Origin of the sequence: Halanaerobium congolense (assembly GCF_004366375.1) — a bacterium.
Lineage (GTDB): Bacteria > Bacillota > Halanaerobiia > Halanaerobiales > Halanaerobiaceae > Halanaerobium > Halanaerobium congolense.
In genome coordinates, this window is the sequence record NZ_SOEF01000012.1 from 45,805 (window position 1) to 71,973 (window position 26,169).

General features: G+C 33.3%; 33 protein-coding genes and 1 riboswitch. Of the genes, 6 read left to right on the forward strand and 27 right to left on the reverse strand.

The window, feature by feature from the left end; all coding sequences use genetic code 11:
- Nucleotides 1-12: 12 nt before the first annotated feature.
- The 5 genes from C7954_RS05730 to hepT (C7954_RS05750) are packed head-to-tail and all read left to right on the forward strand — an operon-like array spanning nt 13 to nt 3,511.
- Nucleotides 13-1,035 carry an ATP-binding protein gene (locus C7954_RS05730; protein WP_073158043.1) on the forward strand — a complete coding sequence of 341 codons (1,023 nt, stop codon included), beginning with the start codon at nt 13-15 and terminating at the stop codon, nt 1,033-1,035.
- 2 nt (nt 1,036-1,037) lie between these two features.
- A complete protein-coding gene (locus C7954_RS05735; protein WP_073158040.1) occupies nt 1,038-2,420 on the forward strand; it encodes a replicative DNA helicase in 1,383 nt (460 codons plus the stop codon).
- On the forward strand, nt 2,413-2,607 hold the full coding sequence (locus C7954_RS05740; protein ID WP_073158037.1) for a hypothetical protein: 195 nt from the start codon (nt 2,413-2,415) through the stop codon (nt 2,605-2,607). The genes C7954_RS05735 and C7954_RS05740 overlap by 8 nt, the downstream gene beginning before the upstream one ends.
- 60 nt (nt 2,608-2,667) lie before the next feature.
- Nucleotides 2,668-3,111: a type VII toxin-antitoxin system MntA family adenylyltransferase antitoxin gene (gene mntA / locus C7954_RS05745; protein WP_134059066.1), complete on the forward strand. Its 444-nt coding sequence runs from the start codon at nt 2,668-2,670 to the stop codon at nt 3,109-3,111.
- Nucleotides 3,074-3,511: a type VII toxin-antitoxin system HepT family RNase toxin gene (gene hepT, locus C7954_RS05750; protein WP_089723137.1), complete on the forward strand. Its 438-nt coding sequence runs from the start codon at nt 3,074-3,076 to the stop codon at nt 3,509-3,511. Before mntA (C7954_RS05745) ends, hepT (C7954_RS05750) begins: the two co-directional genes overlap by 38 nt.
- A 19-nt stretch (nt 3,512-3,530) precedes the next feature.
- On the opposite strand, the gene C7954_RS05755 is transcribed toward hepT (C7954_RS05750), so the two are convergent.
- Genes C7954_RS05755 through mntA (C7954_RS05765) form a run of 3 tightly spaced genes read right to left on the reverse strand, consistent with a single transcriptional unit; the run spans nt 3,531 to nt 4,671 of the window.
- Complete coding sequence (locus C7954_RS05755; RefSeq protein WP_073158029.1) at nt 3,531-3,836, reverse strand: PspC domain-containing protein; 306 nt, start codon at nt 3,834-3,836, stop codon at nt 3,531-3,533.
- A gap of 18 nt (nt 3,837-3,854) precedes the next feature.
- A complete protein-coding gene (gene hepT, locus C7954_RS05760; protein WP_073158026.1) occupies nt 3,855-4,271 on the reverse strand; it encodes a type VII toxin-antitoxin system HepT family RNase toxin in 417 nt (138 codons plus the stop codon).
- Nucleotides 4,264-4,671 carry a type VII toxin-antitoxin system MntA family adenylyltransferase antitoxin gene (gene mntA, locus C7954_RS05765; RefSeq protein ID WP_081374541.1) on the reverse strand — a complete coding sequence of 136 codons (408 nt, stop codon included), beginning with the start codon at nt 4,669-4,671 and terminating at the stop codon, nt 4,264-4,266. Before mntA (C7954_RS05765) ends, hepT (C7954_RS05760) begins: the two co-directional genes overlap by 8 nt.
- Nucleotides 4,672-4,740: 69 nt before the next feature.
- On the opposite strand from mntA (C7954_RS05765), the gene C7954_RS05770 reads away from it, so the two are divergent.
- Nucleotides 4,741-5,181: a hypothetical protein gene (locus C7954_RS05770; RefSeq protein WP_134059069.1), complete on the forward strand. Its 441-nt coding sequence runs from the start codon at nt 4,741-4,743 to the stop codon at nt 5,179-5,181.
- Nucleotides 5,182-5,377: 196 nt separating this feature from the next.
- On the opposite strand, the gene C7954_RS05775 is transcribed toward C7954_RS05770, so the two are convergent.
- The 24 genes from C7954_RS05775 to noc all read right to left on the reverse strand — a co-directional run bounded on the left by C7954_RS05775 (nt 5,378) and on the right by noc (nt 25,896).
- The gene (locus C7954_RS05775; RefSeq protein ID WP_073158019.1) at nt 5,378-6,358 is read right to left on the reverse strand and encodes a Gfo/Idh/MocA family protein; all 981 of its coding nucleotides are present in this window, start codon (nt 6,356-6,358) and stop codon (nt 5,378-5,380) included.
- Nucleotides 6,359-6,476: 118 nt separating this feature from the next.
- Complete coding sequence (locus C7954_RS05780) at nt 6,477-6,938, reverse strand: universal stress protein (protein WP_073158017.1); 462 nt, start codon at nt 6,936-6,938, stop codon at nt 6,477-6,479.
- Between the two features lie 65 nt (nt 6,939-7,003).
- Nucleotides 7,004-8,023, reverse strand: a complete 1,020-nt coding sequence (locus C7954_RS05785) for a LacI family DNA-binding transcriptional regulator (RefSeq protein ID WP_073158015.1) — start codon at nt 8,021-8,023, stop codon at nt 7,004-7,006.
- A 49-nt stretch (nt 8,024-8,072) separates the two neighbouring features.
- The gene (locus tag C7954_RS05790; RefSeq protein WP_073158013.1) at nt 8,073-8,999 is read right to left on the reverse strand and encodes an AEC family transporter; all 927 of its coding nucleotides are present in this window, start codon (nt 8,997-8,999) and stop codon (nt 8,073-8,075) included.
- A gap of 60 nt (nt 9,000-9,059) precedes the next feature.
- Nucleotides 9,060-9,386, reverse strand: coding sequence for a hypothetical protein (locus tag C7954_RS05795; protein WP_089723136.1), 327 nt, complete (start codon nt 9,384-9,386; stop codon nt 9,060-9,062).
- A 170-nt stretch (nt 9,387-9,556) separates the two neighbouring features.
- Nucleotides 9,557-11,176, reverse strand: a complete 1,620-nt coding sequence (locus C7954_RS05800; protein WP_073158008.1) for a mannitol dehydrogenase family protein — start codon at nt 11,174-11,176, stop codon at nt 9,557-9,559.
- 108 nt (nt 11,177-11,284) lie between these two features.
- Entirely contained in the window at nt 11,285-12,325 is a 1,041-nt protein-coding gene (gene uxuA, locus C7954_RS05805; RefSeq protein ID WP_073158006.1) for a mannonate dehydratase, read from the reverse strand.
- Nucleotides 12,326-12,567: 242 nt separating this feature from the next.
- Nucleotides 12,568-13,011, reverse strand: a complete 444-nt coding sequence (gene rplI / locus C7954_RS05810; protein ID WP_073158004.1) for a 50S ribosomal protein L9 — start codon at nt 13,009-13,011, stop codon at nt 12,568-12,570.
- Between the two features lie 19 nt (nt 13,012-13,030).
- Complete coding sequence (locus C7954_RS05815; protein WP_073158001.1) at nt 13,031-13,915, reverse strand: DUF2232 domain-containing protein; 885 nt, start codon at nt 13,913-13,915, stop codon at nt 13,031-13,033.
- An 88-nt stretch (nt 13,916-14,003) separates the two neighbouring features.
- On the reverse strand, nt 14,004-14,219 hold the full coding sequence (rpsR, locus tag C7954_RS05820) for a 30S ribosomal protein S18 (RefSeq protein ID WP_073157999.1): 216 nt from the start codon (nt 14,217-14,219) through the stop codon (nt 14,004-14,006).
- Nucleotides 14,220-14,236: 17 nt separating this feature from the next.
- On the reverse strand, nt 14,237-14,710 hold the full coding sequence (locus C7954_RS05825; protein ID WP_073157996.1) for a single-stranded DNA-binding protein: 474 nt from the start codon (nt 14,708-14,710) through the stop codon (nt 14,237-14,239).
- A 24-nt stretch (nt 14,711-14,734) separates the two neighbouring features.
- Entirely contained in the window at nt 14,735-15,034 is a 300-nt protein-coding gene (rpsF, locus tag C7954_RS05830; RefSeq protein WP_073157994.1) for a 30S ribosomal protein S6, read from the reverse strand.
- 169 nt (nt 15,035-15,203) lie between these two features.
- Nucleotides 15,204-15,704 carry a phosphatase PAP2 family protein gene (locus C7954_RS05835; protein ID WP_073157991.1) on the reverse strand — a complete coding sequence of 167 codons (501 nt, stop codon included), beginning with the start codon at nt 15,702-15,704 and terminating at the stop codon, nt 15,204-15,206.
- 428 nt (nt 15,705-16,132) lie between these two features.
- Nucleotides 16,133-17,224 carry a redox-regulated ATPase YchF gene (ychF, locus tag C7954_RS05840; RefSeq protein WP_073157989.1) on the reverse strand — a complete coding sequence of 364 codons (1,092 nt, stop codon included), beginning with the start codon at nt 17,222-17,224 and terminating at the stop codon, nt 16,133-16,135.
- A gap of 24 nt (nt 17,225-17,248) precedes the next feature.
- The gene (locus C7954_RS05845) at nt 17,249-17,428 is read right to left on the reverse strand and encodes a DUF951 domain-containing protein (RefSeq protein ID WP_073157986.1); all 180 of its coding nucleotides are present in this window, start codon (nt 17,426-17,428) and stop codon (nt 17,249-17,251) included.
- A 48-nt stretch (nt 17,429-17,476) separates the two neighbouring features.
- Entirely contained in the window at nt 17,477-18,028 is a 552-nt protein-coding gene (locus tag C7954_RS05850) for a tetratricopeptide repeat protein (RefSeq protein ID WP_073157983.1), read from the reverse strand.
- A 156-nt stretch (nt 18,029-18,184) separates the two neighbouring features.
- Entirely contained in the window at nt 18,185-19,618 is a 1,434-nt protein-coding gene (gcvPB, locus tag C7954_RS05855) for an aminomethyl-transferring glycine dehydrogenase subunit GcvPB (protein ID WP_134059072.1), read from the reverse strand.
- Nucleotides 19,619-20,959: an aminomethyl-transferring glycine dehydrogenase subunit GcvPA gene (gene gcvPA, locus C7954_RS05860; protein ID WP_134059075.1), complete on the reverse strand. Its 1,341-nt coding sequence runs from the start codon at nt 20,957-20,959 to the stop codon at nt 19,619-19,621.
- A gap of 2 nt (nt 20,960-20,961) precedes the next feature.
- A complete protein-coding gene (gene gcvH, locus C7954_RS05865) occupies nt 20,962-21,345 on the reverse strand; it encodes a glycine cleavage system protein GcvH (RefSeq protein WP_134059078.1) in 384 nt (127 codons plus the stop codon).
- Between the two features lie 56 nt (nt 21,346-21,401).
- The gene (gene gcvT / locus C7954_RS05870) at nt 21,402-22,475 is read right to left on the reverse strand and encodes a glycine cleavage system aminomethyltransferase GcvT (protein ID WP_134059081.1); all 1,074 of its coding nucleotides are present in this window, start codon (nt 22,473-22,475) and stop codon (nt 21,402-21,404) included.
- Nucleotides 22,476-22,601: 126 nt separating this feature from the next.
- Nucleotides 22,602-22,686: riboswitch (glycine riboswitch) on the reverse strand.
- 57 nt (nt 22,687-22,743) lie between these two features.
- Nucleotides 22,744-23,430, reverse strand: coding sequence for a DUF554 domain-containing protein (locus C7954_RS05875; protein ID WP_134059084.1), 687 nt, complete (start codon nt 23,428-23,430; stop codon nt 22,744-22,746).
- 53 nt (nt 23,431-23,483) lie between these two features.
- A complete protein-coding gene (locus tag C7954_RS05880) occupies nt 23,484-24,329 on the reverse strand; it encodes a ParB/RepB/Spo0J family partition protein (protein ID WP_134059087.1) in 846 nt (281 codons plus the stop codon).
- Nucleotides 24,307-25,083, reverse strand: a complete 777-nt coding sequence (locus tag C7954_RS05885; RefSeq protein ID WP_134059090.1) for a ParA family protein — start codon at nt 25,081-25,083, stop codon at nt 24,307-24,309. The genes C7954_RS05880 and C7954_RS05885 overlap by 23 nt, the downstream gene beginning before the upstream one ends.
- Nucleotides 25,084-25,095: 12 nt before the next feature.
- Nucleotides 25,096-25,896, reverse strand: a complete 801-nt coding sequence (noc, locus tag C7954_RS05890) for a nucleoid occlusion protein (RefSeq protein WP_073157961.1) — start codon at nt 25,894-25,896, stop codon at nt 25,096-25,098.
- Nucleotides 25,897-26,169: the final 273 nt, after the last annotated feature.

Below are 26,169 nucleotides of genomic sequence, written 5' to 3' on the forward strand. Positions count from 1 at the left end.
AGGGGATAAATTATGCCATTACAATTTAATTCAAATAAGTCTCAGGGTAAGGCCCGAGAGAAATATATGGAAGCTGAAAAAAGAATAAAAAAAATTCATAACCAATATCCTGATGTTGAGCAGGCATATAGTTATTTGAACTCCCTCAAAAGAGAATATAAAATGCTAAAAGTCAGCTTATTCAACCGAGAAAAAGATAATGAAAATACTGCGGAAGAATTAAAAAAAGAAATTAAACAGCTGGAAGACCATTACCATGAACTTTTAAAAAATCATAATATTCCGCTGGATTATAAAGAACCAACCTGGGATTGCGAAAAATGTCATGACACAGGCAGAATTTATAGAAATAATCAGTATTTGGTCTGCAGCTGTGCCAAAAATGATTTGAGAAAACGCAAACAAAAAAATGGTAATCTTCCTCAGCATCTGCACAGCGCGACCTTTGCTAATGCCAATCTTAACTACTATGAAGCTGATTTGGTAACTGGAAGTGGTATGAACTACCGTGAAAATGCTCAAAAAATTTATAGTCTGGCTTCATCTTTTGTCCAAAAATACAATTCAGATGCAATTAGCCAGGGCTTAATTATCGAAGGCCCAATTGGAAGTGGAAAATCATATCTTTTAGGCTGTATTGCTAATGCTCTAATTGATCGAGGGATTCATTTTCGCTATATAGTCTATTCAGATTTATTACAGCAAATTAGAAGTACTTATAACCAGGACAGTCCTGAAGCTGATGAAAAACAAATTCTAAATACTGTTCAGCAAATACCAGTGCTTTTAATTGATGATCTTGGGACTGAAAAGGCTACGGAATTTGCCTCTTCTACTCTGTATCAAATAATCGATCACCGCTATCGCGAAGAAAAACCAATTATTTTATCAACTAATTATTCAATCAAAAATTTAAAAAATCGTTTTCCGGTTATGGGAGAGCGCATTTTTCAGCGCCTTTTAGAAATGAATAAGTATTTAGAACTTGCCGGTAACGTCAGAGTTAAAAAAATTGAAGAACGACAGGAGGCCTAATTATGTCAGCAGAACTAAACAATGTTAAAAAAGATGATCGATATAATAAAAATGAATACCAGCTTTTGGGCATCCTGCTGCAGTATCCTGATAAAATTGATGAAGTAGCCGATTTACTAGAGGTTAAACACTTTTTAGATCCACAGGCTCAAATAATTTTTGATCTGCTGCTTAAACAATACCAACAGGATAATCAAATATCACGAACAAAACTGTTAATTGACCTTCAGAATCAAAACTATGTAGATCAGGCAGAGGAAATTATAGAAAGGCTTACTTCAGGGTTTAATACTATAGATGAACTTGATCCTACCATTGATTTAATTAAAAAGGATTACCAGCGCTCGCTTTTACAAAGAGCATCAAATAAACTGCAGGAATTAACCCAGGCCAATAATTTAACAATTGACGATTATCAGGCTAGAGCTCAAGAAATAATTTTCCAGGCAACAAATGAAAGCAGTGATTTAGAAAAGCATATTTATAATATGGAAGAAGTTTTAATGGAATCTTTTTCCAACTATATGGACCGCAAACATAAAAAAGCTGATGTTGGACTGCGGAGTGGCTTTATCTCTCTGGACAATCTGATTGGCGGCTTTAAAAGAGGCCACCTGAATGTTATTGCTGCTTCAACTTCAATGGGAAAAACAGCCTTTGCAATTAATATTGCTAAAAATGTTTTAAAAAGAAAGGCTAAAGTTGCTATGATTTCGCTTGAGATGGATGCAGCTGAGGTTGTAGACAGAATGGTTATCCAGGAATCACAGGTTAATGCCTGGAAGTATACCCAGGGAGAAACAAATGATGAAGAGGATCAGCGGATTTCCAAGGCTTTAGATAACCTACATGAACTGCCCTTAATGATTTCTGATGAACGCGGCCTTAATACAGCTCAAATAAGAGCTCGCCTCAGGAAATTTAAGGCCCAAATGGATGGCCTTGATTTAGCAATTGTCGACTATCTGCAGATGATTCAGCTGCCGGAAGAACATGCACAAAACACTTCGCGTGCAGTTGGTCAAATTGTACTGCAGCTTAGAAATTTAGCTTCTGAGCTTAATATTCCAGTAATCTTAATTTCTCAGATTTCACGTAGTTTTACCAGCAGAACAGATAAAAGACCAGTTTTATCTGATTTGAGAGACTCCGGTAATATCGAGGAGGTAGCAGATGGTGTTATCTTCCTTTACCGTCATGCCCACACTTCTGCTAAAGCAAGAGAAGAGGCTGAAGCTGAAGGTACAGAAAGTGATACAAATATTATAATTGCTAAACAGCGTACAGGTCAAACTGGATCAATTACACTTTTTTTCGAAGAAGAATTTATTCGTTTTGTTGACCCTGAAAATCTATCACTGGAAGGAACGATTCCACATGGCTAATCTTGATAGTTTAGATTTAAAGCTGGTGCTCTCCTTTGCTAATGCTTACCGCCGGCTCAATGAAAAAGGTGAGATCAGTGATCAACAGTTAAAAAAGGTTATGACTTTAGTCGAAAATTATCAGAATTATGCTCCAGATGAATTTAAAGGGCGTCTGCAGGAAATTTTCCCAGAAAGTGATTTTTAACGTACAGGTGCCGTGTACCACCCGGGTTTTGTCGTTTTTTGTCAAATAGGAGGCTCTTTTATGAAAAAAGAAAAAATTGATAAAATCAAAGAAATTCTAAACGATTATGATCTGCAGCTGCTTATCTTATTTGGGTCTTACGAAGAAGAAAATTTTACTAAAAATAGTGATATCGACCTGGCTGTAAAAGTCAGTCACTGTAAAAACCTTAAAGAGAATCAGGTTCAGATTTTAAATCAACTTTCTGTATTATTTGAACACCATCCTGTTGATCTGGTCTTATTAAATCACGCTGATCCCCTAATTAAATTTAAAGTTGCTTTAGAGGGTAAACTGCTTTATCAAAATGAAAAAGGCCTCTTTGAGAAATTTCAGGTGAGAGCAGCAGCTGAACATAATGATGCCCAAAAATTTTATCAGCTTGACCAAAACTTTATTGAAAATTTTTTAGAAAGGAGCCCGACTAATGACCGATCCTCTCATCGTGCGCCGAAAATTAAATAAGATGATCGAATATCTGGGACAGCTGAAAGAAGTCAATCAATATACAATGGAAAATTATCTTGATAACTTTTTTGTTAAACGGACTGCAGAAAGATTAATCCAACTAATAGTTGAAAATGCCACAGATATAAATGGACATCTGATAATTAGCTCAGGCCATAAACCTCCTGTGGATTATTACACTTCTTTTATTAAATTAAGTGATTGTCAGATAGTAGATCAAAAATTTGCTGAAGAGATCGCACCTTCTGCTGGATTGAGAAACAGACTTGTCCATGAATATGAAGAAATTGATGATCAAATAGTCTATCAAAGTATTCAAAAAACTATTGAGAGTTACAATAAATATATTAGAAAAATTGAAAAACACCTCAAAAACATAGAAAACTCCAGCCGCTAAGCTGGAGTTTTTTTTGCTGCTAAATATCATAATATTTAGGATCATCATCACTACCATTTTTGCTCTGGTCAGTTTTGCTATCTTCTTTGCTCTGATCTTCATAAACAGGCTCTGAGCTGACATCATAATCAACATCTATATGTGCTGGCCTTTCGGGAATGATGGCCCAGGCTACAACATAAGCTAAAAGTCCAGCTCCCCAAATAAAAATTAAAATAACTGCACCCAAACGAACCAAAGTAGGATCAAAACTAAAATATTCAGCTATTCCACCACAGACACCACCAACTTTTCTATTTTCGCGTGAGCGGTATAGTTTTTTCATAAAATTTCACCTCTTTATTTAAATTAATTTTAAATATGATTTCAAAATTCCTCTTATGTCTTTTAAATTATTTTTTAATAAATTAAAAATCACATCTCGATCTAAATCCATATAGTCATGAACTAAAATATTTCTAAAGGCAATTATTTTAATAAATAATTTTTTTTCTTCTTCAGTTAAATAGCCATTTTCTGCCAAAATTAATGCAATATCTTTATACACATTAACCCTACCTAAATTATTATCTGATATTATATGATTTCCTATATCAATTAAAGCTTCAATTGACAAGTGTAAAAACCTCTCAGCACTTCCATATAATAATGGCTTACTATTAAAGTCATCAAATTCTACACCTTCAATAATTTCTTCCAGCTGACTGAGGTATTCATTACATTTTTGAGATCTTTCGAGTATTATCTCTTTTTTAACCATGTAAAAGTCTCTCCTTAAATTTTTGTTGATTTTTCTTCAAATAATATTCAAAATCAAGATATTTTCTAATTGTTAAAGATTGATATGAAGCAGCATCAAATTTATTTTTTTTATAAATTAAACAATTTTCTTTTACAACTTCATATTTCAAAAGAGCAGAGGCTTGATTTAAAATAACTAAATCAATATTATCTAAACCATTTTTTGTTAAATCTTCATATAGTTTTACTTTTATTTCTCCGAAACTTCCTGTATAATTATCTTCAATAAGTAGTGCAATATCTATATCACTATTTTCCTTAGAGCCATTTCTAGCCTGGGAGCCAAAAAGATAAACAGCCTCAATAATATTATAGCCCTTTATTATTTTTATTATTTTGTCAATTACCTGCTGTTTCATTATTATCAACTCCTATCTAATTTAATTATAAAACAAATCACAAGAAATTAACAGAGGGGGAAATATATTTTGTCAAAAACATTTAGATTAATTTCGCTTTTTTCAACCGTTGAACTCGTTTTACACGGAATTTGGGAATATACCGCCTGTGGTTTCCTTTATTCAATGGAAGGCCAGGGGTTTATTGAACATCAATTACTAATGATTCAAGCAACAATTGGTGATGTTTTTATTGCACTCGGACTCTTTTTGATGCTCGCTTTTGTTAATCACTCATTCAGTTGGTTTTTGAAAAATTGGGAACGAAAAGATTATATAATTTCAACTTTATATTCGGCCTTAGCAGCTTTTTATTTTGAAGCCCATGCCCTACAACTTGGTCGCTGGAAATATCAGGATACTATGCCGCTTGTTTATGGAACTTCAATTGCTTTAGTTCCTGTTATTCAGCTGGCTTTACTGCTGCCACTTGGTTTTATTATAACTAAAAAAATATATCAGATAACTTAAAGTCATTTCGAGAGCTTTACTCTCCTTCCTTCAGTTAATTCTCGGCTGAGATTGGTCAATTGGAACTCTTTTTTTGCTTCGACTCTCCAGGCCTTCATTCTGACCAGCTCTTCTTCAGTGCTGACTGAAAAATCTGTGAGCATAAAAGCTGTAAATCAAAAGGAGCTTTTATTAAAAATTTATCTTAATATACTAATTAATTATAGTAAGCCGCTATAATTTTATCCATTACAGCTGTAGTTCTGGCAGCAGTCTTTCCGGTAGAAGGTGATTTCCCTTCGCCTAATAAACTTGCTACTACTTTTGTTAAAAGAGGCTGCTGAACATGTTCTGGATAAGCAAATTCAATCTCCTGCCTACCACCTTCATTTTCAATAATAATTGCTTCTTCACTAAAAGAAGAAAACAGAAGTCTACCTTTACTTCCTATAATTTCATTCTGGTCCAACTCATGATAAGCATTAAAAGTCCAGCTTCCAATTCCCTGTATTCCATTTTCAAAACTAAAGCTCATTACAACATTATCTTCAGCAGGATAAAAATCTCCCTGATTAACTGCAAAACCAGATGCTGATTCAATTGGGCCAAAATAGTAATCAAATAAATCAAGTGTATGTGATGCTAAATCTAAAAACTTCCCCCCACCTGCAATTTCTGGAATTACCCGCCACGGCAAATCATTTTCATTTTTTTCATCTTCTCTAACTGGTTGAGTCAATCTGATATTTATTGTTCTAACTTCACCAACTGCACCGGAATCTATTAACTCTTTAATTTTCAGAAATCTAGGCATAGCTCTTCGATAATATGCAACATGCAGCTGGACTCCATTTTCCTCACAAACTCTAATCATTTCTTGAGCCTCTTTGTGATTTCTAGCCATTGGTTTTTCAACATATACCGGCAGACCGGCCTCAGCTGCCATAATTGTATATTTTTTATGTGTTGACGGCGGAGTAGCTATGTAAACTGCATTTACTTCAGGATCATTTATTAATTCCGCTGCCTGATCATACCAACGTGGAACATTATGCCTCTCAGCATAATCTTTTGCTAGTTCTCCAGTACGCCTCATAACTGCCACCAGTGAAGAATCCTCAATTTTTTGCAGAGCTGGACCACTTTTCTTTTCAGTTACATCCCCACAGCCAATAATACCCCAACAAATTTTGTCCATTTTTACTCCTCCTATCGTGTTATAAATAATTTTTTAATTTACCCCTAATTTCTTTTAAAAAAGCTCCCTTTTAAGGGAGCTTTAATAAAATCTTTAATTATCTTTACTCTAAAAATAATTATTTTACAACCATAACTGTTCTTCTAGAGTGTCTAACAATCTTATCACTAATACTTCCAAGCAAAAATCTTTCAACTTTTCCATGGCCCTTGTCTGCAACAATAATTAAATCAAAATCATTTTCCTCTGCATATTCACAAACTTCATCTGCAGGATCACCATGAAGTAATACTTTTTCGGGTTCTATACCTTTTCTTTTAAAAAATTCTGCATCCTGATCAAGTATTTTCTGTCTTTTTTCTTTAATCGTATCTTCCTGCTGTTTCATAATATTTTCTAGAGTTTCAGCAGATAGATAAGAGGCCACTTCATTAAACTGGTTGACTGGAATTTGAGCAGCCTCTTTGTAAACATGAATTAATGTTACCTCAGCCTCTAAACTTTCAGCAAGCTCTGCACCTTTTTGTGCAGCCTTTTGTGCACTTTTAGAACCATCTACGGCTACCAGAATTTTTTTCATAATATCGACCTCCCTGTAAATATATAGTTCTCTATTGCTTAAAAAAATCCTTTTTTTGGGGGGGTTTAATTAACCTGGGCAGTGCTTTCTCTTATTATCAATTCAACATCTAAATTTTTATTTTGAGCCTTGACAACATCATTTTCATCTTTATTTAAATTTTCTAAAAGAATTTCTGCTGAAAGTTTACCTACATCAGCAATAGAACGATTGATAGTTGTTAAGGCCGGGCTGGAGTATTCAGCAAAATTAACATTGTCAAAACCAACCACACCAGCTTCTTCTGGCACTTTAATTCTTCTTCTTTTCAATTCTTTTAAAACTCCAAAAGCTGAAGCATCATTAGCGGCAAAAATTCCGATTTTTTTATTTTTATAATTATTTTTTTCTAAAAAAGATGCCATCTTTTTAGCTGATTCTTCTTCAACAAAAGAAGAAGAAAGCATTACATAGTTTTGACCATTAATTAAATGTTCCTGCATACAATCCTTAAAACCTCTTGATCTATCAGCGGCTGTAACTGTAAAGCCAGGCCCTTTTAGATGAATAAAATATTCATAACCACATTCAATTAAATGTTCAGCTGCCTGGTAACCACCTTTATAATCATTAATCCGAATTATATCAATTTTATCTGATTTAATTTCTCTATCTAAAACAATTATTGGTATATCTTTTTCAGCCAGTTGATTAATATATTTTTCACTTAAAGAAGTTGAGGCTAAAATAAAGCCATCTACCTGTCTTTGAATCAAGTGTCTGATGTATTCTTTTTCTCTTTTAGCCTCCCATTCTGTATTTCCAATAACAGCATAATAACCAGCTGTTCTCAGTTCTTTTTCTATACTTTTCACAAGATATGAATAATATAAATTAGCTACATCCGCTATTAAAACTCCAATTGACTTGCTTTTTTTAGTTACTAGTCCCTGAGCCAGCCCATTTGGTATATAATCAAGTTCATCAACAGCTCTTAAGACTGCTTCTTCCTTTTCACGTGAAACATTTGCATTTTGATTAATTACTCTTGATACTGTAGATATTGATACATTTGCTCTTGCTGCTACATCATTTATTGAAACCACTGTTCTTCACCTCAATCTAATTATATTTGTTTTGGAAAGTGTTTTCAAATTATACAGTTAACCAAATAAATATTGGTAAAGTAAATCCCATAAAAACTATGGTGGCAAAAATTGCTGCAGAAGCAAAATCACTTTTATGACCATACTTTTCCATTATAACAGAAGAGCTAGCAAAAACTGGCATTGCCGCTAGAATAGTCATTACCCCCCGCAATAAAGCCTGAATGGGAAATAACGACAAAGAAAAATAAACTATTCCTGGAAAAACTAAAAGCCGCAATACTGAAAGCAGATAAATTTTTTTGTTGCCCATCACTTCAGAAATTGTACTTTTAGCAAGCTGTAGCCCAATAAAAATCATAGCCAGGGGAACAGTTATCCCTCCAATACTTTCCGTAATATTAGAAATAGCACCTGGTAAACTAATGCCGCTAAAAACTACTGTTAAACCTAATAAAAGCCCGATAATCGGTGGAGAAAATATATTAGCAAAAAAGTTGCTTTCTGAATTTTGGCTGCTGTCTTTCAAAATCCAAATTCCAACAGTCCATAAGATAAGCTGCATTCCAAAATCATACAAGATCGCTAAGATCAAGCCTTGAGGCCCAAAAAGTGCATAACAAATAGGTGCCCCAACAAAAATATTATTACTAAAAACTGTAACAAAGGTAAATTCTTCTTTTTCTTTTTTAGAATAACCAAATAAATTACTAATCAAAAAAATAATTGCGATTGAAATAACCGTTATTATTAGGGCTGAAACAGGAACAATTAGGTACTGTTTCAACATATTTAAATCAAAATCTTTAATAATATTTGTGAAGATTAAAGCGGGAAAGGCAATATCTATTGTCAGCTCAGCAATTCCTTTTTCTGCTGCCTGTTTAATTTTCCCAGATTTATTTAAATAAAATCCAAGGGCAATTAAAACCCCCATTAATAGTAGTTGTTCTAAAACTGGATAAAGATCTGTCATTAATCAAACTCCTCCATTTTTGATAAAATTAAAAAAGACTGCTTTTAAGAGTTCTACTAACTATTTTTCTAATGATGTCAGTTCCAGCATTTTCTGGGTTGGATATAACTCTAGATCAATTAGTTTAAGCAGTTCTGCTGTTTGTTCAATTATTTTTTGGTTATCTATTGATTTAAAAAATAAAAATTTTTTTAAGGGTTCTCTACCAAAAAATATATTTTCAGCTACTGTCATTTCTGGAAAAACTGTCGACTTATTTTCCTCTTCTCCCTGTTTGTTGAATTTAAAAATCCCAAGTGGATCTTTTTTGGGATTAACAGCAGAATACTTATTAATAAAATAAATAGTTTCTCTGCCAGCTTCTTGAAATTCTTTTCGGTTAAGCAATTTATCATTTAAAAATATGTTTATTCACCTTATACACCTCTTATTAACTAAAATTATCAGTTAAAGTTAAATATAGCATATCAGAAATTAAATCTTAAGGCAAAGCAAAAAATCAGAAAAAGCCTGACCAAATATGACCAGGCTCTCCTATTTTATTCAATTAAAAAGATTTAAAGAAGATATTTGTTCAAAGTAGCTCTAACTGCTCCCTCTTCTGCTATCATCTCTTTAAAGTATTTTTCTATTTTTTCTCCCAGACCTACTTCATATAAGTCTAATCCCATTAAATTCTCATTACTTAGGATAGACTTCAGCTTATCTCCTACAGTTTCTGGATTGCCGATCTCAATTCCCTCTAACTGCGGTGTTAGCTCATCCAGCATCGGGTCTGAGCTTAAAGGCATTTCATTACCTTGATCATCTACTGCGAGAAGATATCGTAACCAGCCTGCAATTGCCAGGGGTACTACAACCAAATCTGCTGGATCTAAGTCTTCAGCATTTCGGTAAGATTTAATTGTTTCTCCAAAGCGAATTGCCACCTTTTGTGAAGTATCTTTAGCTATTCTTTGAGGTGTATCTGGAATATAGGGGTTAACTAATCTTTCGTTAACTACCTCATCAATAAAATCTTTTGGATCAAGTACTCCCGGATCTACAACAACCGGCAGACCTTCTTTGTAACCTATCTGCTCAACTAAGGCTCTAATTTCTTGATCTTCCATCTCTTCTGCAATTGATGTGTGGCCTAAGAGACAGCCGTAAACTGCCATTGCTGTATGCAGTGGATTGAGGCAGGTCGTTACTTTCATAGTTTCTACCTGATTAACTGTATCTCTGTCTGTATAGATTGCTCCTGCTTTATCTAGAGGAATTTTGCCATTGGGAAAGCTGTCTTCTATTACTAAATATTCCGGTGCTTCTGAATTTACAAAAGCCGCAATCTCTGTGTTTTTATTAGTTTTTACAATCTCTGTGTTTTTAAAACCGATCTCTTTTAGTTTCTGCTGCACATCTGCTGCAGGTCCTGGTGTTATTTTATCGATCATTGACCAGGGAAATCCAACTTTGGATTGATCATTTAAATATCCCAGAAAACCTTCTTCAACCAGATCGTTTTCTAGCCATTTTTCTGCCATAGTTATTACAGCATCTTTCAGTTTCTGGCCGTTATGAGAACAGTTATCCATGCTGGCAAAAGCAAAAGGATAAGCACCTGCTTTAAAGCGCTCATAAGCTAAGGCAGTTACTTTAGCCATTAAATGGTTCAACTCTCCTTCAGGTCCAGCTTTAAAATCTTCAAGAACAAAGGGGAAAAATTCGCCCTCCATATTATCCAGGCTGTAACCTTTTTCGGTTACAGTAAAGCTGGCCATTTTCAGGCTGGGTTTTCTAAAAATTTCTTTCAGCTCTGCCCAGTCTTTTTCAAAGCTGGAATCAGCCTTTAGTCCTTCTGTAATACTGGCCAGCAGAGTTTTTTCTAACTTGCCATCAGCAAACATCTTAACCACCAGACTTAAGTTATCAGCTGGCTTGTAGACCTTATCTATAATCTCATAATCAAAGCCTTCAGCAGCTATAATTCCTGTTTCAATCTCACCCTCATTTAACAGTTCCTGCTGCAGGCGGGCAATAAAAGCTCTGAAGATATTGCCAGCACCAAAATGTACCCATTCAGGGTTTTCCTTTGTGTTATCAACTAAGTTTTGATAATCAAACTGAGGTGGGGTTATTCCAGCTTCTTCCCACTGAGCTTGATCTTTTAATTCTTCTTTTTTAAGTTTTAACATGGTAAAACTCCTTTCATTTAAATTCTAAAATTAACTCAAAATATTAAAATCTTAAAAAAAGAACCCTCTTTTAATTCAAACAGGCTAAAAGAGGATTCTTATTTTATCTTATTTACTGCTTTTTTTTATTGCTTCCCAAAGACCATTCAAATAAGTTGCTCCTAAAGCACGATCATATAAACCATAGCCTGGTTTACCTGTTTCTCCCCAGATCATACGGCCGTGGTCTGGACGCAGTGGTCCCTCAAAACCTACATCATAGTAGGCTTTCATAATTTCGTAAATATCAAGTGAACCTTTTTCACTTAAATGAGCTGATTCTTCAAAGCTCTCTTCTCCTGTGATTTTAACATTTCTTACATGAGCAAAATGAATTCTGTCTCCAAATTCTCTGATAATATCGGGTATGTCATTATCAGGATTAACTCCCAGGGAACCAGAACAAAGATCAAGTCCATTTGCTGGAGAATCAACAAGATTTAGGAGTCGGCGCAGATTTTCTTTGCCAACTACAACTCGCGGCAGACCAAAAATAGACCATGGTGGATCATCAGGATGGATTGCCATTTTGATATTTTCTTCTTCTGCTACTGGAATAATTTCTTTTAAGAAATACTCTAAATTATCCCAGAGATCTTCCTCATCAATTTCTTGATAAGCTGTCATTAAATCATTTAATTCATCTTTTGTATAACTTGTATCCCAGCCAGGAAGATCAAGTTCCCCACTTAAAGGATCCATTTTATCTACTTCTTCTTTTTTGTAAATTAAGGCTTCTGAACCGTCATCCAACTTGTGATCAAGTTCTGAGCGAGTCCAGTCAAAGACGGGCATAAAGTTATAGGTTACTACTTCAATTCCCGCTTTAGCTAAATTTCTTAAAGTTTCTTTGTAGTTTTCAATATAGCGGTCCCGGGGCTCAACACCCATTTTAATTGCTTCAGGTACCGGCACACTTTCGATAGCTGTGATTTCAAGTCCAGCTGCCTCAACCTTATCATTTAATTCCTTAATTTTCTTATAAGGCCAGGCTTCTCCTGCTGGAATATCATAAATTGCTGTCACAATTCCTACCATACCAGGAATCTGCCGAATTTTTTCTAATGTTACAGGATCATCATCTCCATACCAGCGAAAAGATAGTTTCATAAGATCACTCCTTTTATGTGATTATTTAGTAATTTGAAAGCGTTTTCAAGAACTATAAAAATTATTTGTTAATCTCATCTTATTGTATTTTTTTCGTGATGTAAAGAAAAATTCCTTCTTTTTTCTAAAAGAAAACAAAAAATTGTAGATTCAACAAAAAAGTACATAACTAGCCGCTTTAAAATCTATCTCTACAACTATTATTAAGCCTCAGTTAGATAAATCCAACTGAGGCTCTTAATTTACTTTTCTTTCACATTAATTTTTAATGATGCTGTTATATCATCATAGATTTTAACTTCTACAGTATGCATTCCCAAAGACTTTATTGAATCATCAAGGTCTATTTTTCTTTTATCTATATCATAACCTTTTTTAGAAGCCGCCTCAGCAATATCTTTTGTATTCACTGAACCAAATAGTCTACCGTTATCTCCAGCTTTAACCTTCACTACAAACTTTTCAGACTCTAATTTAGACTTAAGCTGGTTCGCATCTTCTCTTTTTTCTGATTCTAAACGGTTTTTCTTGGCTTCTTTTTCTTTTAATTCTTTAATCTTTTGTTGAGTAGCTTCAACTGCTAAACCACGCGGCATTAAATAATTGCGTGCATAACCATCAGCTGCATCAACAACATCACCTTTAGAACCTAACTTTTTAACATCTTCTGTTAATACTACCTTCATAATAACTTCCTCCTTATTTTTAACCAGGTTGATTACTCTGTTTTCTAAAATTAAACCACATATCTAATAGCCCTAATAAAATTAAGATTATTGGAATTGGTGGGAAAACAAAAATTAAAAATATCAGAAAAGACTTTATTAAAATTGAACTATTTTTCTTTGATAAAAAATACATTAATACTGCAAAGCCCTGCAAAAACGCCAGGAAAAACATAAAAATATTTATGTTAATAAAAACTGGATTTGAAGTTAACAAAAGAGAAACAACAATTAAAATAGATACAACCCAGCGCGGTAAATACCAGCGACTTACAGGTTTATATAATTCAATATTTAAACCCCTTCTCCTTAAATACCAGGCAGAGACATAATAATTTAAAATACCGGTTATAGTTGCTGAAATAACTAATAAAGAAGGGAAAATCATCCTAATTAAATTAAATTGAGTAGATATTATCTGCTCTACAGACTGCTGATCTAATTCTCCACTCAAATTTTGAAGTGCCTGCTGCAGCAATGTTTGATAATTAAGATTCAACATTCCAGAGGCGACATAAAAAATTAAAAGTTGTGAAATTGCTACGGCTATTACAGAAATAATTAATGTTTTGAATGGAGATAAACCTTCTTTAATTACATTACCAATAACAAAACCTACTAGTCCGAAACCAATTATGGTCATTAACCCCATTACAGTTCCAAATAATAATCCATTTATTAAAGCAGCTATTATAATTACCTCAATTACGCCACTGCTCTTCTTTTTTTGAACAAGATATACTATTGGCACCGGCCAGAGTATCATAACTGCCATTGATAAAAATGGAATAAAGTAATTAACTGCAGTTAACAAAATTATATAAGCCAGAGTTCTAATACTATCTTTATATCTTCTAATATCCATCTAATTTACCACCTCATCTGCCGGCAAAATTAACAGTATTATGAAAGAAAGGAGGCGCCATCATAGATTTTGCCTCCTTAATTAATACTTATTCTTTTACATATGGCAGTAGAGCAACTGATCTAGCTCTTTTTACTGCTTGTGTAATTAATTTTTGATGTTTGGAACAGTTACCTGTTACACGACGCGGCATAATTTTACCACGATCTGTTAAATATCTATTTAAAGTTCTTAAGTCTTTATAATCAATTTTTTTATCTTCGTTTGCACAAAAATGGCATGACTTATTTCTACCTCTAGGCATTAAAATTTACCTCCTTTTTAAAATGGTACATCAAAATCATCAGCATCAAAATTATCATCAAATTGCGCATCAAAATCATCCTGCTCCTGCTTCTTGTTCTGCTGAGCAGATTTATTATTTTTCTGCTGATTATCATTTTTATTTTGGTCCTGATTATTACTACGGCTGCTGTTATTGCCGAAATCCAAAAAACGAACATTATCAGCGTTAACTTCAGGATTTATATAAGTTCTATTGTTATTTTCACTTTTTCTAATCTGCAGTGATCCATCGACTCCAACCAGTCTACCCTTCCCGAGATGACGGGCACAATTTTCCGCCAGACCCCGCCAGGTTACGATATTGATGAAATCAACATCTCTATCACCATTACGGTTAGTATAGTTTCTTTCTACCGCCAGTGTAAAATTACAAACTGGAGTTCCATTACTGGTATAGCGAAGTTCAGGATCTCGTGTCAGGCGGCCGATTAAAACAATTCTGTTTAACAAGAGCATTCACCACCTAAATTTATATTATGCATCATTTCTAACTACTAAATAACGAATTACACCATCCATAATCTTAAAGATTCTTTCCAATTCATTAACTACTGTAGTCTTAGCATTAAATTCTAAGATTGTATAATCACCTGAACGATAATCTTTAATTTCATAAGCTAACTGCTTCTTACCCCAAGCATCAACCTCAGTTACTTCTCCTTCATGTTCAGAGATAGCATCTTTAACACGCTGAAGAATAGTCTGCTTTTCTTCATCTTCAAGATCAGGTTTAAGTACAAAAGTTGTTTCATAATCTCTTTTTCTAATTTCCATTTACATTCACCTCCTCCACACGGACTAATGGCCCTGCTGCTAGCAGAGCATGGATTTTTAATCAATCTAAATTATAACAGCTATTCAGTTAAATTTCAAGTTTTATTTTACACTATGTTTACAGTTTCCTCTTAAAAGAAGCAGCTCCCCCATATTTTTAGATATCCTATTAAAATTTTACTCCAACAAAATTTAAAGTTATAGCAATTATCCAGGCAGCTAAAATATCAGAAGGATAATGGACTCCAACCATTATTCTTGAAATAGAGGTTAAAACTGATAAAAAAATCATAAAAACTCCTAGTTTTAAATTAATATTTAAGACAGTCAGAGCAATGATCATTGAACTTCCGGAATGGGTGCTGGGAAAAGATTGGTCTTCCCGCTGTTTAACTAAACTCTTTAGTTTATACTCAGCAAAAGGACGACTTCGATTATATATCAAAGGAATTATTTTGACTATTAGATAAACCGCTGCCGGAATTAAAATAAAATTTTTAAGTCTGGGATCGTTTTTATAAATAAGCCAAGCACCAACTGTAAAATAAATAAATGAAAAAACCTTAGAAGAAAATTTTGTAATAAAAACTACCTGCTTTGAAATCAGACCATGGCTGACAGTAAAATTATACAGTGCAAAATATATTTTTTTATCAATGTTTTTTATCATAACAATTGCCTCTTAACTTCCCCACGCCTTTAGAAAAATTAATATCTAAATCCTTATATCAACTAGATTATTTGAGTTCTAATTTGCACTCCAATCAAAATAGGCTGAAATATATACAAAGAGATTATCCGCACTTTATTTTATGAATTCAATCGAAGTAGATTTTTAGGAATGAAAAAGCGTTAAAAATTTTCTTCATACAACCATACTACACTGATGCATTAGAAAATTTAGCTTTTGAAGCTTTATATAAGATAGATTATCAATAGTATAATTTGTGAATTCAATCGGAGTAACTTTTTTGGAAATTAAATGCGTAAAGATTTTTCAAAATACAACCAAACTCCACTGACACATTAGAAAAATCAGCATTTAATTTATCAAAAAAGTGTCAACGGAGATTGTAACAAATTATACTATTGATAAGATCAGACATTAAATCTGAAATGACAGACATCTCCATCCTGCATTATATAATCTTTACCTTCAAGCCTTAATAATCCTTCTTCTCTGGCCTGAGCCATCGAACCTACTCGTTTTAAATCCTCAAAACTAACAATTTCTGCTCTGATAAATCCTTTTTCCATATCACTGTGGATTCTGCCTGCTGCCTGAGGAGCGGTTGATCCGCTTTCAACAGTCCAGGCTCTACATTCTTTTTCACCAGCTGTTAAAAAAGTAAGTAAATTTAATAGCTCATAACCAGCTTTAATTACACGATCTAAACCGGAATCATTAAGCCCTAACTCTTCCAAAAACATTTCTTTTTCTTCTTCATCTAATTCAGCTATATCAGCTTCAATTTTAGCACTTATTTCTACAACTTTTGCTCCATCTTTTTCGGCATGGATTTTCACATCTTTTACTAATTTATTCTGATTTGTATTAATATCATCTTCATTTACATTGGCTAAATAAATTATAGGTTTAGCACTTAAAAGCTGCAGTTCTTTAACTAGACGGTTACCAGTCTCATCAAGATCTAATTGGCGAATATTTTTGCCTTCCTCTAAAGCATTTGCAATTTTTTCTAATGCAGCAACTTCTTTTAAATAAACTTTATCACCACTTTTAGCCTGTTTTTTTGCTTTTTCTAATCTTTTTTCAACCTGAGCCAGATCAGACATCATTAATTCTGTATTAATAATATCAATATCACGATCCGGAGATATTTTTCCGTCAACATGAGTTATATTTTCATCATCAAAGCATCTTACAACCTGAGCAATTGCATCTACTTCCCTAATATGTGCTAAAAATTTATTTCCAAGTCCTTCTCCACGGCTTGCACCTTCAACTAAACCAGCAATATCTACAAATTCGATAACTGTAGGCGTTTTTTTCTCTGGTTGATATTTTTCAGCTAACCAATCTAACCTTTCATCAGGGACTGGTACAACCCCGATATTAGGATCAATAGTACAAAATGGATAGTTTGCTGCATCAGCTCCAGCTTCTGTTAATGCATTAAAAAGAGTTGATTTTCCTACATTTGGTAATCCGACAATTCCAATTTTCATTAAAGAATCTTCCTTCCTAAAAAATTAAAGTTTTTTCTTAACACTTTTTTCAAATTTATTTCTTGGCAGCATTATTATTCTTTCACAGGTCTCACATTTTGCTTTAAAATCCATGCCTACTCTTAAAATTTCCCAAGTTTTACCCCCACAAGGGTGAGTCTTTTTGAATTCCACTCTATCTCCTACTGAATAATCTCCCGGCACTTTAAGACCTCCTTTTTATTAATTAAAATCAATTTTAAAATGCTAAATTTATGTTAAAATAAAATAAAGAACTGTAATTAAAACTACTGCTAAAAAAACAACAAATAAACAACCTCGGTTTTTATAAAATGGCTTGTCTTCACTTAGCTTATAACTAAAGCTGCCTTTTTTTCTGGCTTTTTTTAGGTATTTTACAGATTCAGAATAATTTCCTTCTTCTCGATAAATAACACCAAGATTATTATAAGCCGGGCCATAATCTTCATTGACCTTTATTGCTTTTTTATATAATTTTTTTGCTTTTTCTAAATCTCCCTTTTCTCTAGCAATACTTCCTAAATTAGTTATTGCTGGAGCGTAATCAGGATCCTGATTTAATATTTTATTCAGTAATTTCTCTGCCTGATTAAAATCCTTTTGATAAATATGAATTACTGCCATTTTATTTAAAGCAGGAAAAAAATTAGATTTTTTCTGCAAAAATTTTTTTAGTCTTTTTGACGCCTTTTTTATCTCCCCACGTTCTAATAAATCAACACATTTTTTATATTCTTCTGCATTTTCTTCAGTCAGCTGCTTCTTATAATAAGATTCTTCCATATTTTCACCTACTTTTTGTTAACTTCAATTTTATATTATATCACAAAAGAACCTAATACTGCAAAAATGGCCCTAATAGGGCCATTTACAGTATTTTACCATAAATTAACAAAGAGGGTCTTTTGTAATTTATCAAAACCCTCTGGGTTTTAAATCTTACCAGTGTAGATTAGGATTTCTAGCTGCTTCTGTTTCATCCAATTTTCTCACTGTGGTTGAATGAGGAGCATTTTTAACCAATTCTGGATCCTCTTTTATTTCCCGGGAAATAGTCAATAATGTTTCTACAAAATGATCTAAAGTCTCAATGTTCTCTGTTTCTGTAGGTTCAATCATCATTGCCTCTTTAACTACTAATGGAAAATAAATAGTTGGAGCATACTGATCATAATCTAAAAGTCTCTTAGCAATATGCAGAGTTGAAGCTCCTTCAGCTTTCTGCCGGCTGCCTGATAATACAAATTCATGTAAGCTATCTTCAGCATAAGGTAGTTCAAAATCATCTTTTAACCTGGATTTTAAATAATTAGCATTTAAAACTGCATTTTCTGTTGTCTTTTTAAGACCAGCACCTCCGACAGTTTTAATATAAGCCCAGGCTCTGAGCATTATACCATAATTTCCATAAAAACTATGAACCTTCCCAATTGATTTAGGGCGCTTTTGATCCCAATAATATTTTTTTTCATCTTTTTTTAATACTGGTTTTGGTAAATAAGGAGCTAAAAAGTCTTTCACTCCAACTGGGCCAGACCCAGGTCCTCCACCTCCATGAGGAGTAGAAAATGTTTTATGCAGATTAAAATGCATCAAATCAAAATTCATTAATCCTGGTTTAGCATAACCCATAATTGCATTCATATTAGCTCCATCATAATAAACTAAAGCTCCGACCTCATGTACCATTTCGGTAATCTTTAAAATGTCTTCTTCAAAAATACCAAGTGTATTTGGATTAGTAAGCATTAAAGCTGCAGTGTCTTGATCCAATGCTTCTGCTAACGCCTCTAAATCAACCATTCCTCTTTCATTAGATGCTATTTCCACAACTTCAAAACCAGCCATAGTTGCACTAGCAGGATTAGTTCCATGAGCTGAATCAGGTACAATAACTTTAGTTCTTTTTTCTTCTTTATCTTCAAAATATTTTTTCACAATCATCAATGAGGTAAATTCTCCATGAGCACCAGATGCAGGCTGTAGTGTTATTTCATCCATAGCACTAATTTCTGCCAGATCTAATTTAAGTTGATATAATATTTCTAAAGACCCCTGCAGCTGTGCTTCTGGTTGATAAGGATGCAAATTACTTAAAGCAGCTATTCTAGCAACTCTTTCATTTCTTTTAGGATTATATTTCATAGTACAGGATCCTAAAGGGTAAATTCCAGAGTCTACCCCATAATTCATTTCACTTAAGGCTGTATAATGTCTAATTACATCAACTTCACTGACTTCAGGCAGCTGAACATCTTCTCGTAAATAGTCACTCAGTTCACTGTTGAATTCACTTTCTTCTACCTCAAGTGGAGGCAGAGAATATCCTTTACGACCAGGGCTGCTGTAATCTTTAATTAGTTTTTCCTCCACTTAAAGCACCTCCAATTTTTCAATTAATTTATCAAGCTCAGCCTTTGTTCTTTTTTCTGTTACACAAACTAAGATTCCTTCTTGGCCAATTCTTTTTAAATCAAATCCCAGCAGTATATCCTGCTGAATTAATTTTTTAAGAACTTCATTACTTTTTTTATTTTTAACTTTAAGAATAAATTCATGAATAAAGTTATCCTTATTTGCTACTTCATAACCTGGGAGTTGATCAATTTTTTTTGCCAGATAATGAGATTTATGATAACACTGTTCTCCTACTTCACGAAGACCAGTTTTACCCATGGTTGATAAATAAATAGTGGCCATTAAAGCATTAAGTGCTTCATTTGTACAAATATTAGAAGTTGCTTTTTCCCGACGAATATGCTGTTCTCGTGTTTGAAGAGTTAAAACAAAACCTTCTTTTCCTTCCACATCTTTAGTCTTACCTACTATCCTACCAGGTAACTGCCGCAGCATTTTGCGATCATCCTTACAAGCCATAAAACCAAGATTTGGACCGCCATAATTAAGGCCATTTCCTAAACTCTGAGCCTCACCAACAACTATATCGGCTCCAAATTCAGCTGGTGGTTTTAAAAGTCCTAGTAAGATTGGGTTAGCAATTATAACAAAGACAACTTTTTTATCTTCGTTTATTATTTTTGAAATTTCTTCCATTTTCTCTATTGAACCATAAAAATTTGGATATTGGAGAACTACTACTCCTGTGCTGGCATCAATTTCTTTTTCTATTAAAGAAGGATCAATAATTTCCTGTTCACTATTTAAATTAATGAATTCTAATTCTGCTCCAGCTCCATATGTTTTTATAACTTCGCGGTAAGCTGGATTAATAGTATCCGGCAGCAGCACTTTAGATCTCCTAGATATTCTAGCACCCATCGCAACAGCCTCGGCGGCTGCTGAAGCACCGTCAAGCATAGAAGCATTAGTAATCCCCATCCCTGTTAAATCACAAATCATACTCTGATATTCATATATTGCTTCTAATGTTCCTTGACTTAACTCAGCTTGATAGGGAGTATAAGCAGTATAAAATTCTGAACGAGAAATCAAAGCATCAATAATGCCAGGAACATAATGGTCATAAGCTCCAGCCCCTAAAAAAGAAATTTGTTGATCAATACTTTTATTTTTTTTTGCAGTTAGCTGGGCTTTTCTCATTAATTCCAGTTCGGAAATACCTGATTCAATATTTAACTGCTCATCAGCTTTAACTTCTTTTGGAATCATTTTAAAAAGGTCTTCAACTGCCTCTAATCCGATCTCTTTCAGCATTTTATTTCTTTCTGCTGGCGTATTGGAAATATAATCCATTATTACTCCTCCTCTATAAATTCAGCATACTCCTCTGCAGATAAGAGTTCATCTAGTTCAGAATCATCAGCAGGATCAACTTTTATTAACCATCCATCGCCATAAGGATCATCATTTATTAGCTCTGGATTGTCAATTAAATCTTCATTAACTTCTATAACTCTACCACTTATTGGAATAAAAGTATCTGAAACAGCTTTAACAGATTCTAAGACTCCAAAGCTATCATCTTTATCAAACTCCTCATCTACCTCTGGTAGTTCTACAAAAACAATATCCCCTAATTCTTCTTGGGCAAAATCAGTAATCCCAATTAACAAATATTCCTCTTCTTCCCTAATCCATTCATGATCTTCAGAATAATATAAATCATCTTTTACACTCATTTTTTGCCTCCTTAAATTTTTTGATGGTATTTAATATAGTGTTTATGTTTTAGGCCTTAAACAAAAGGACCTGCAATAACCTCTGCTGCAACTCTCCTTTTACGAACTTCAATCTCAATTTTGGTTCCAGGATCTGTATATTCAGATTTTAAATAGGCCAGAGCTATTCCCTGTTTTAAACTTGGAGAATAACTGCCACTTGTAATTTCTCCGATCTTTTTATCTGCAGCATAAACTTGATGTCCGTGACGAGCTACTCCGCGACCTGTAATTTTTAGAGGAGTTAGTTTTTTAGAACAGCAGTTAGCCTTTATATTAATAAGTTTCTCTCTTCCAATAAAATATCCTTTATTTAGAACAACAGTCCATCCCATATTTGCCTCATAGGGGTTTGTTTCTTCACCAATATCATTACCATAAAGTGCAAGCATTTTTTCTAGTCTTAAAGTGTCTCTAGCCCCTAAACCACAGGCTTTAATTCCAAAATCAAAGCCAGCTTCCATGAGCTGCTTCCATACATTTTCCGCCTCTTCCGGTTCAAAATAAAGTTCATACCCTAATTCACCAGTATAACCCGTACGTGATATTATCATTTCTATTCCAGCTGCTTTAGCCTTTCTAAATCTATAATATTCTAATAAATTTAGATCTATATCCGTTAACTGGGTTAGTACCTTTTTAGATTCCGGGCCCTGTAAAGCAAGCATAGCATAATTATCTGAAAGATTTTCAACAGTAGTGTTATCTAAAATGTTTTCTTTTACCCAATCAAAATCTTTTTTTATATTTGAAGCATTTACAACTAATAAAAATTCATCATCTTTTAAACAATAAACCAGCAGATCATCGATTATTCCTCCATTTTTATTACAAATTGGGGTATAGATAATTTTACTCTCTTCTAATTTTTCCATATCATTTGTAATTATTCTCTGAAGAGATTCAAAAGCTTTTTCCCCACTAACTAATATTTCCCCCATATGAGAAATATCAAATAAACCACATTGATTTCTTACTGCCTTGTGTTCTTCAATTATGCCATTATATTCCACCGGCATTTCCCAGCCACCAAAATTTGTCATCTTAGCTCCTAAATCTTTATGCAGCTGATTAAGTGGTGTTTTTTTCATAATGCCCCTCCTCCTTGCTGATACGTTACGTCAAATCTAATAGTTTTTTTAAAATAAATTGAAAAACAGGAAGCCGGAAAAAATCCGACTCCCTGTTCACAAATAACAAAATTATGTTCAGAGCTGCGTCCAGCTAAATTCTTTTTGCCTGAGAGTTTCGGTTTTCCCTTGCTCCTTCGGCGCCAATAAAGGTCTCTCACTCAGCCTTCTACCGCTTTAGTTTAACTTTCTACTTTAATTATATATTATTCTTTTAATTATTGCAAAATTAAAATACAAAAGCAGATAAAACAACAGCTACCAGTAAAGCGGGTAGTAAATTACCGGTTTTTATTTTACTTACTCCCAACATATTTAAACCAATTGCTGTGATTAAAAGGCCCCCGCTAGCAGTCATTATTCTAATCATATCTTCGGTTAAATAGACAGCTGCCCAGTTTGCTGCTAGGGTTATACTTCCCTGATAAATAAGGATAGGAATTACAGAAAAAGCAACTCCAATACCAGTGCTGGCTGCAAAAGCAATAGAAGTTATGCCATCTAATAGTGATTTAGTAAATAAAATACTAGGATCATTATTTAATCCATCCTGAATTGAACCCATAATAGCCATAGCTCCTACGCAATAAATCAAACTGGCCTGAACAAAACCCTGCACAAACAGGTCATCTTCTCCGCCAAATTTATCTTTTAAACTTTCCCCAAAGTCATTTAACCTTTTTTCAAGCTGCATCAATTCACCAACAACTGCTCCAATTACCAAACTGAAAATAACTAATAAAATATCCGGGTCTTTTTCAATACTAAAAGCCATCTGCATTCCGATTAAAATTACCGCCAAACTTATTCCGTGAATCACTGTATTCTGCACTTTTTCAGGAAATTTACCTTTAAACAGTACGCCCACTGTACTCCCACCTAAGACAGATGCCACATTAACAATGGTTCCTATCATTATATAATCACCTATCTACTCTCTTCTATATATTTGTTTCATGTGAAACACTGCTAAAGTTTTTCTAATAAATCATTTAATTTTTCTATACTTTCAATTTCTATTTGTATTAAATTATTTTTTTTTCTTTTTTTAATTTTAACTTTTGTTTTTAATTTCTTTTCCAATTCAGCAGCTGCTTCCTGCCAAATAGGTTCTAGTTCTTCTTTTTTTTGTTTATTTTTTTGGTTTTTAAAAGGATTTTTTAATTTATCAATATATTTTTCGGTTTCTCTAACAGTTAAATCTTGAATAATGATATTTTCACAGGCGGCAATTTGGGTTTTATTATTTTCTAAAGCTAAAAGAGCCCTAGCATGGCCAATTGTTATTGCTTCCTGCTGCAGATAATTTTTTACTTTATCATCAAGTTTTAATAGTCTAATCATGTTTGAAACATTAGAGCGGCTTTTACCAACTTGTTTTGCTAACTCTGCTTGAGTTATTTCAAAATTTTCAAGCATTTCCTTGTAGGCAGCAGCTTCTTCTATTGGATTTAAATCTTCACGCTGTATATTTTCAATTAAGGCTATTTCCAACATTTCTTGATCATCAAAATCTCTAATTACAGCTGGCATTTTTTTAAGCCCAACTAGCCTAGAAGCCCGCCATCGCCTTTCACCTGCCACAATCTGATATTTTTCTGCTTTTATTTTGCGAACAGTAATTGGCTGAATTACCCCTTTTTCCTCAATAGACTTTGCAAGTTCTTTTAAAGAATCTTCATCAAAATCACTTCGAGGTTGATAAGGATTAGCTTCTATCTGATCTATAAAAATTTCATCAATCCTACTTTGATCAATATTATCATCACTATTAATAAGCGCACTCAAACCCTTACCAAGTCTTTTCTTGCTCAAGAGAGATCACTTCCTCTGCTAATTTTCTGTATGCTTCTGCACCTTTAGAACTGGAACTGTAGTCAATTATTGCTTTACCAAAACTTGGTGCTTCACTTAGCCTAACATTACGAGGAATAATTGTTTCAAAAACCAGTTCTGAAAAGTAATCTTTAACTTCATCTATCACCTGTTCTGATAAATTAGTCCTCGCATCATACATTGTCATTAAAACTCCCTCAATCCTTAAATCAGAATTTAAGTTTTTTCTGACTAATTCTATTGTATTCATCAGTTGACCCAAACCCTCTAAAGCATAATATTCACACTGAATTGGAACCATTACACTATTAGCAGCAGTTAAAGCATTTAAAGTTAATAAACCAAGTGAAGGAGGACAATCAATTATTATATAATCATATTTATCGTCAACTGTTTTTAAGGATTTTTTTAGTCTGCTTTCCCGTGATATTATAGAAACTAATTCGATTTCAGCCCCTGCCAATTCGATATTAGCTGGAATAATATCTAAATTATCACTATAACTATTCAGAATTGCTTTTTCAGGGGAGTCTAACTCGATTAATAAATCATAAATTGTATATTCTACTTCTGCTTTTTCAATCCCCAATCCACTGCTGGCATTTCCTTGCGGATCAATATCTATTAGCAAAACTTTATTGTTTTTTTCTGCCAGGCCCGCACTTAAGTTAACAGCCGTAGTACTTTTGCCAACTCCACCCTTCTGGTTGACAATCGCTATTTTTTTTGCCATTATTTCACCTCTTTAACTCTCTTTTGAAAGTTTTATATAATACTCTATGCTGTTTTGATGATCGTTTCGATCATATTCAACATTAATACCAGAATCTTTTATTTCTGTAATTCTCTTTTCCAGAGAATTAGCAAAAAGCCTTAAATCATCTGATATATGCTTAATTTTTTTCTTCTTTTTTACTGGTTCCTTTTTTATTAAATTTTCACTTTCACGGACATTTAGCCCTTTTTTCTTGATTTCCTTAATTATTTTTAGCTGTTCTTCAGCTGAATCAAGTTTTAATAAAGCTCTTCCATGCCTTTCACTTAAATTAGCAGCTATCAGTTCGTTTCTAACACCAGCAGAAAGCTTTAATAAGCGCAACTTATTTGCAATAGTAGACTGACTCTTAGAAACCCGATTTGCTAATTCTGATTGGGTTAAATTAAATTTATTTATGAGCTGCTGATAGGCCTGGGCTTCTTCTAAAAAATTTAAATCCTTACGCTGTAAATTTTCAATTAAAGCTATTTCAGCCATTTCCTGATCATTTAAATTTCTAATTACTGCTGGAATGAGCTCCCTACCCAAAAATTTAGCAGCTCGAAGCCTTCTTTCACCGGCAATTAATTCATATCCAGTCTCTTTTTTTCTAACAGTAATTGCCTGAATTAAACCAAAATTATCAATTGAATGGGCTAGTTCTTCAATTTCATGCTGTTTGAATTCCTGACGGGGCTGAAATGGATTTGTTTTTATTTTGTCAATTTTTATTTCTGTAATTTGTTCTTTATTTTTATCACTATTATGATTTAAAAAAGGAATTTTCATTAAAAATTACCCCCCACTTAGCAATATATTTCTCTGAAATAGCTGAATATCCTTTATAATTATTCAATAAACTATCAATCTAAATTATTCATTTAAATATTATTATTTCACTTTAAAGGGGTCTTTTTTTTGGAATTCCAGCCCGACGTGGGTATTTTTCTTCAGTTGAATTATTTTTCACCACTTTACAAAAAAATTAGATAAAAAATTGGCGACTTATTCCTTCTTTTGATATAATATTTGTTACCTACAACAAATATGAAAGGAATAAAC

What these genes read in the sequence shown, in the direction of transcription:
- C7954_RS05730 (WP_073158043.1), top strand. Translation starts at nt 13, where the DNA reads ATGCCATTACAATTTAATTCAAATAAGTCTCAGGGTAAGGCCCGAGAG.
- C7954_RS05735 (WP_073158040.1), top strand. Translation starts at nt 1,038, where the DNA reads ATGTCAGCAGAACTAAACAATGTTAAAAAAGATGATCGATATAATAAA.
- C7954_RS05740 (WP_073158037.1), top strand. Translation starts at nt 2,413, where the DNA reads ATGGCTAATCTTGATAGTTTAGATTTAAAGCTGGTGCTCTCCTTTGCT.
- mntA (WP_134059066.1), top strand. Translation starts at nt 2,668, where the DNA reads ATGAAAAAAGAAAAAATTGATAAAATCAAAGAAATTCTAAACGATTAT.
- hepT (WP_089723137.1), top strand. Translation starts at nt 3,074, where the DNA reads ATGACCGATCCTCTCATCGTGCGCCGAAAATTAAATAAGATGATCGAA.
- C7954_RS05755 (WP_073158029.1), bottom strand. Translation starts at nt 3,836, where the DNA reads ATGAAAAAACTATACCGCTCACGCGAAAATAGAAAAGTTGGTGGTGTC.
- hepT (WP_073158026.1), bottom strand. Translation starts at nt 4,271, where the DNA reads ATGGTTAAAAAAGAGATAATACTCGAAAGATCTCAAAAATGTAATGAA.
- mntA (WP_081374541.1), bottom strand. Translation starts at nt 4,671, where the DNA reads ATGAAACAGCAGGTAATTGACAAAATAATAAAAATAATAAAGGGCTAT.
- C7954_RS05775 (WP_073158019.1), bottom strand. Translation starts at nt 6,358, where the DNA reads ATGGACAAAATTTGTTGGGGTATTATTGGCTGTGGGGATGTAACTGAA.
- C7954_RS05780 (WP_073158017.1), bottom strand. Translation starts at nt 6,938, where the DNA reads ATGAAAAAAATTCTGGTAGCCGTAGATGGTTCTAAAAGTGCACAAAAG.
- C7954_RS05790 (WP_073158013.1), bottom strand. Translation starts at nt 8,999, where the DNA reads ATGACAGATCTTTATCCAGTTTTAGAACAACTACTATTAATGGGGGTT.
- C7954_RS05800 (WP_073158008.1), bottom strand. Translation starts at nt 11,176, where the DNA reads ATGTTAAAACTTAAAAAAGAAGAATTAAAAGATCAAGCTCAGTGGGAA.
- uxuA (WP_073158006.1), bottom strand. Translation starts at nt 12,325, where the DNA reads ATGAAACTATCTTTTCGCTGGTATGGAGATGATGATCCTGTAACATTA.
- rplI (WP_073158004.1), bottom strand. Translation starts at nt 13,011, where the DNA reads ATGAAGGTAGTATTAACAGAAGATGTTAAAAAGTTAGGTTCTAAAGGT.
- C7954_RS05815 (WP_073158001.1), bottom strand. Translation starts at nt 13,915, where the DNA reads ATGGATATTAGAAGATATAAAGATAGTATTAGAACTCTGGCTTATATA.
- rpsR (WP_073157999.1), bottom strand. Translation starts at nt 14,219, where the DNA reads ATGCCTAGAGGTAGAAATAAGTCATGCCATTTTTGTGCAAACGAAGAT.
- rpsF (WP_073157994.1), bottom strand. Translation starts at nt 15,034, where the DNA reads ATGGAAATTAGAAAAAGAGATTATGAAACAACTTTTGTACTTAAACCT.
- C7954_RS05835 (WP_073157991.1), bottom strand. Translation starts at nt 15,704, where the DNA reads ATGATAAAAAACATTGATAAAAAAATATATTTTGCACTGTATAATTTT.
- ychF (WP_073157989.1), bottom strand. Translation starts at nt 17,224, where the DNA reads ATGAAAATTGGAATTGTCGGATTACCAAATGTAGGAAAATCAACTCTT.
- C7954_RS05850 (WP_073157983.1), bottom strand. Translation starts at nt 18,028, where the DNA reads ATGGAAGAATCTTATTATAAGAAGCAGCTGACTGAAGAAAATGCAGAA.
- gcvPA (WP_134059075.1), bottom strand. Translation starts at nt 20,959, where the DNA reads ATGGATTATATTTCCAATACGCCAGCAGAAAGAAATAAAATGCTGAAA.
- gcvH (WP_134059078.1), bottom strand. Translation starts at nt 21,345, where the DNA reads ATGAGTGTAAAAGATGATTTATATTATTCTGAAGATCATGAATGGATT.
- gcvT (WP_134059081.1), bottom strand. Translation starts at nt 22,475, where the DNA reads ATGAAAAAAACACCACTTAATCAGCTGCATAAAGATTTAGGAGCTAAG.
- C7954_RS05875 (WP_134059084.1), bottom strand. Translation starts at nt 23,430, where the DNA reads ATGATAGGAACCATTGTTAATGTGGCATCTGTCTTAGGTGGGAGTACA.
- C7954_RS05885 (WP_134059090.1), bottom strand. Translation starts at nt 25,083, where the DNA reads ATGGCAAAAAAAATAGCGATTGTCAACCAGAAGGGTGGAGTTGGCAAA.
- noc (WP_073157961.1), bottom strand. Translation starts at nt 25,896, where the DNA reads ATGAAAATTCCTTTTTTAAATCATAATAGTGATAAAAATAAAGAACAA.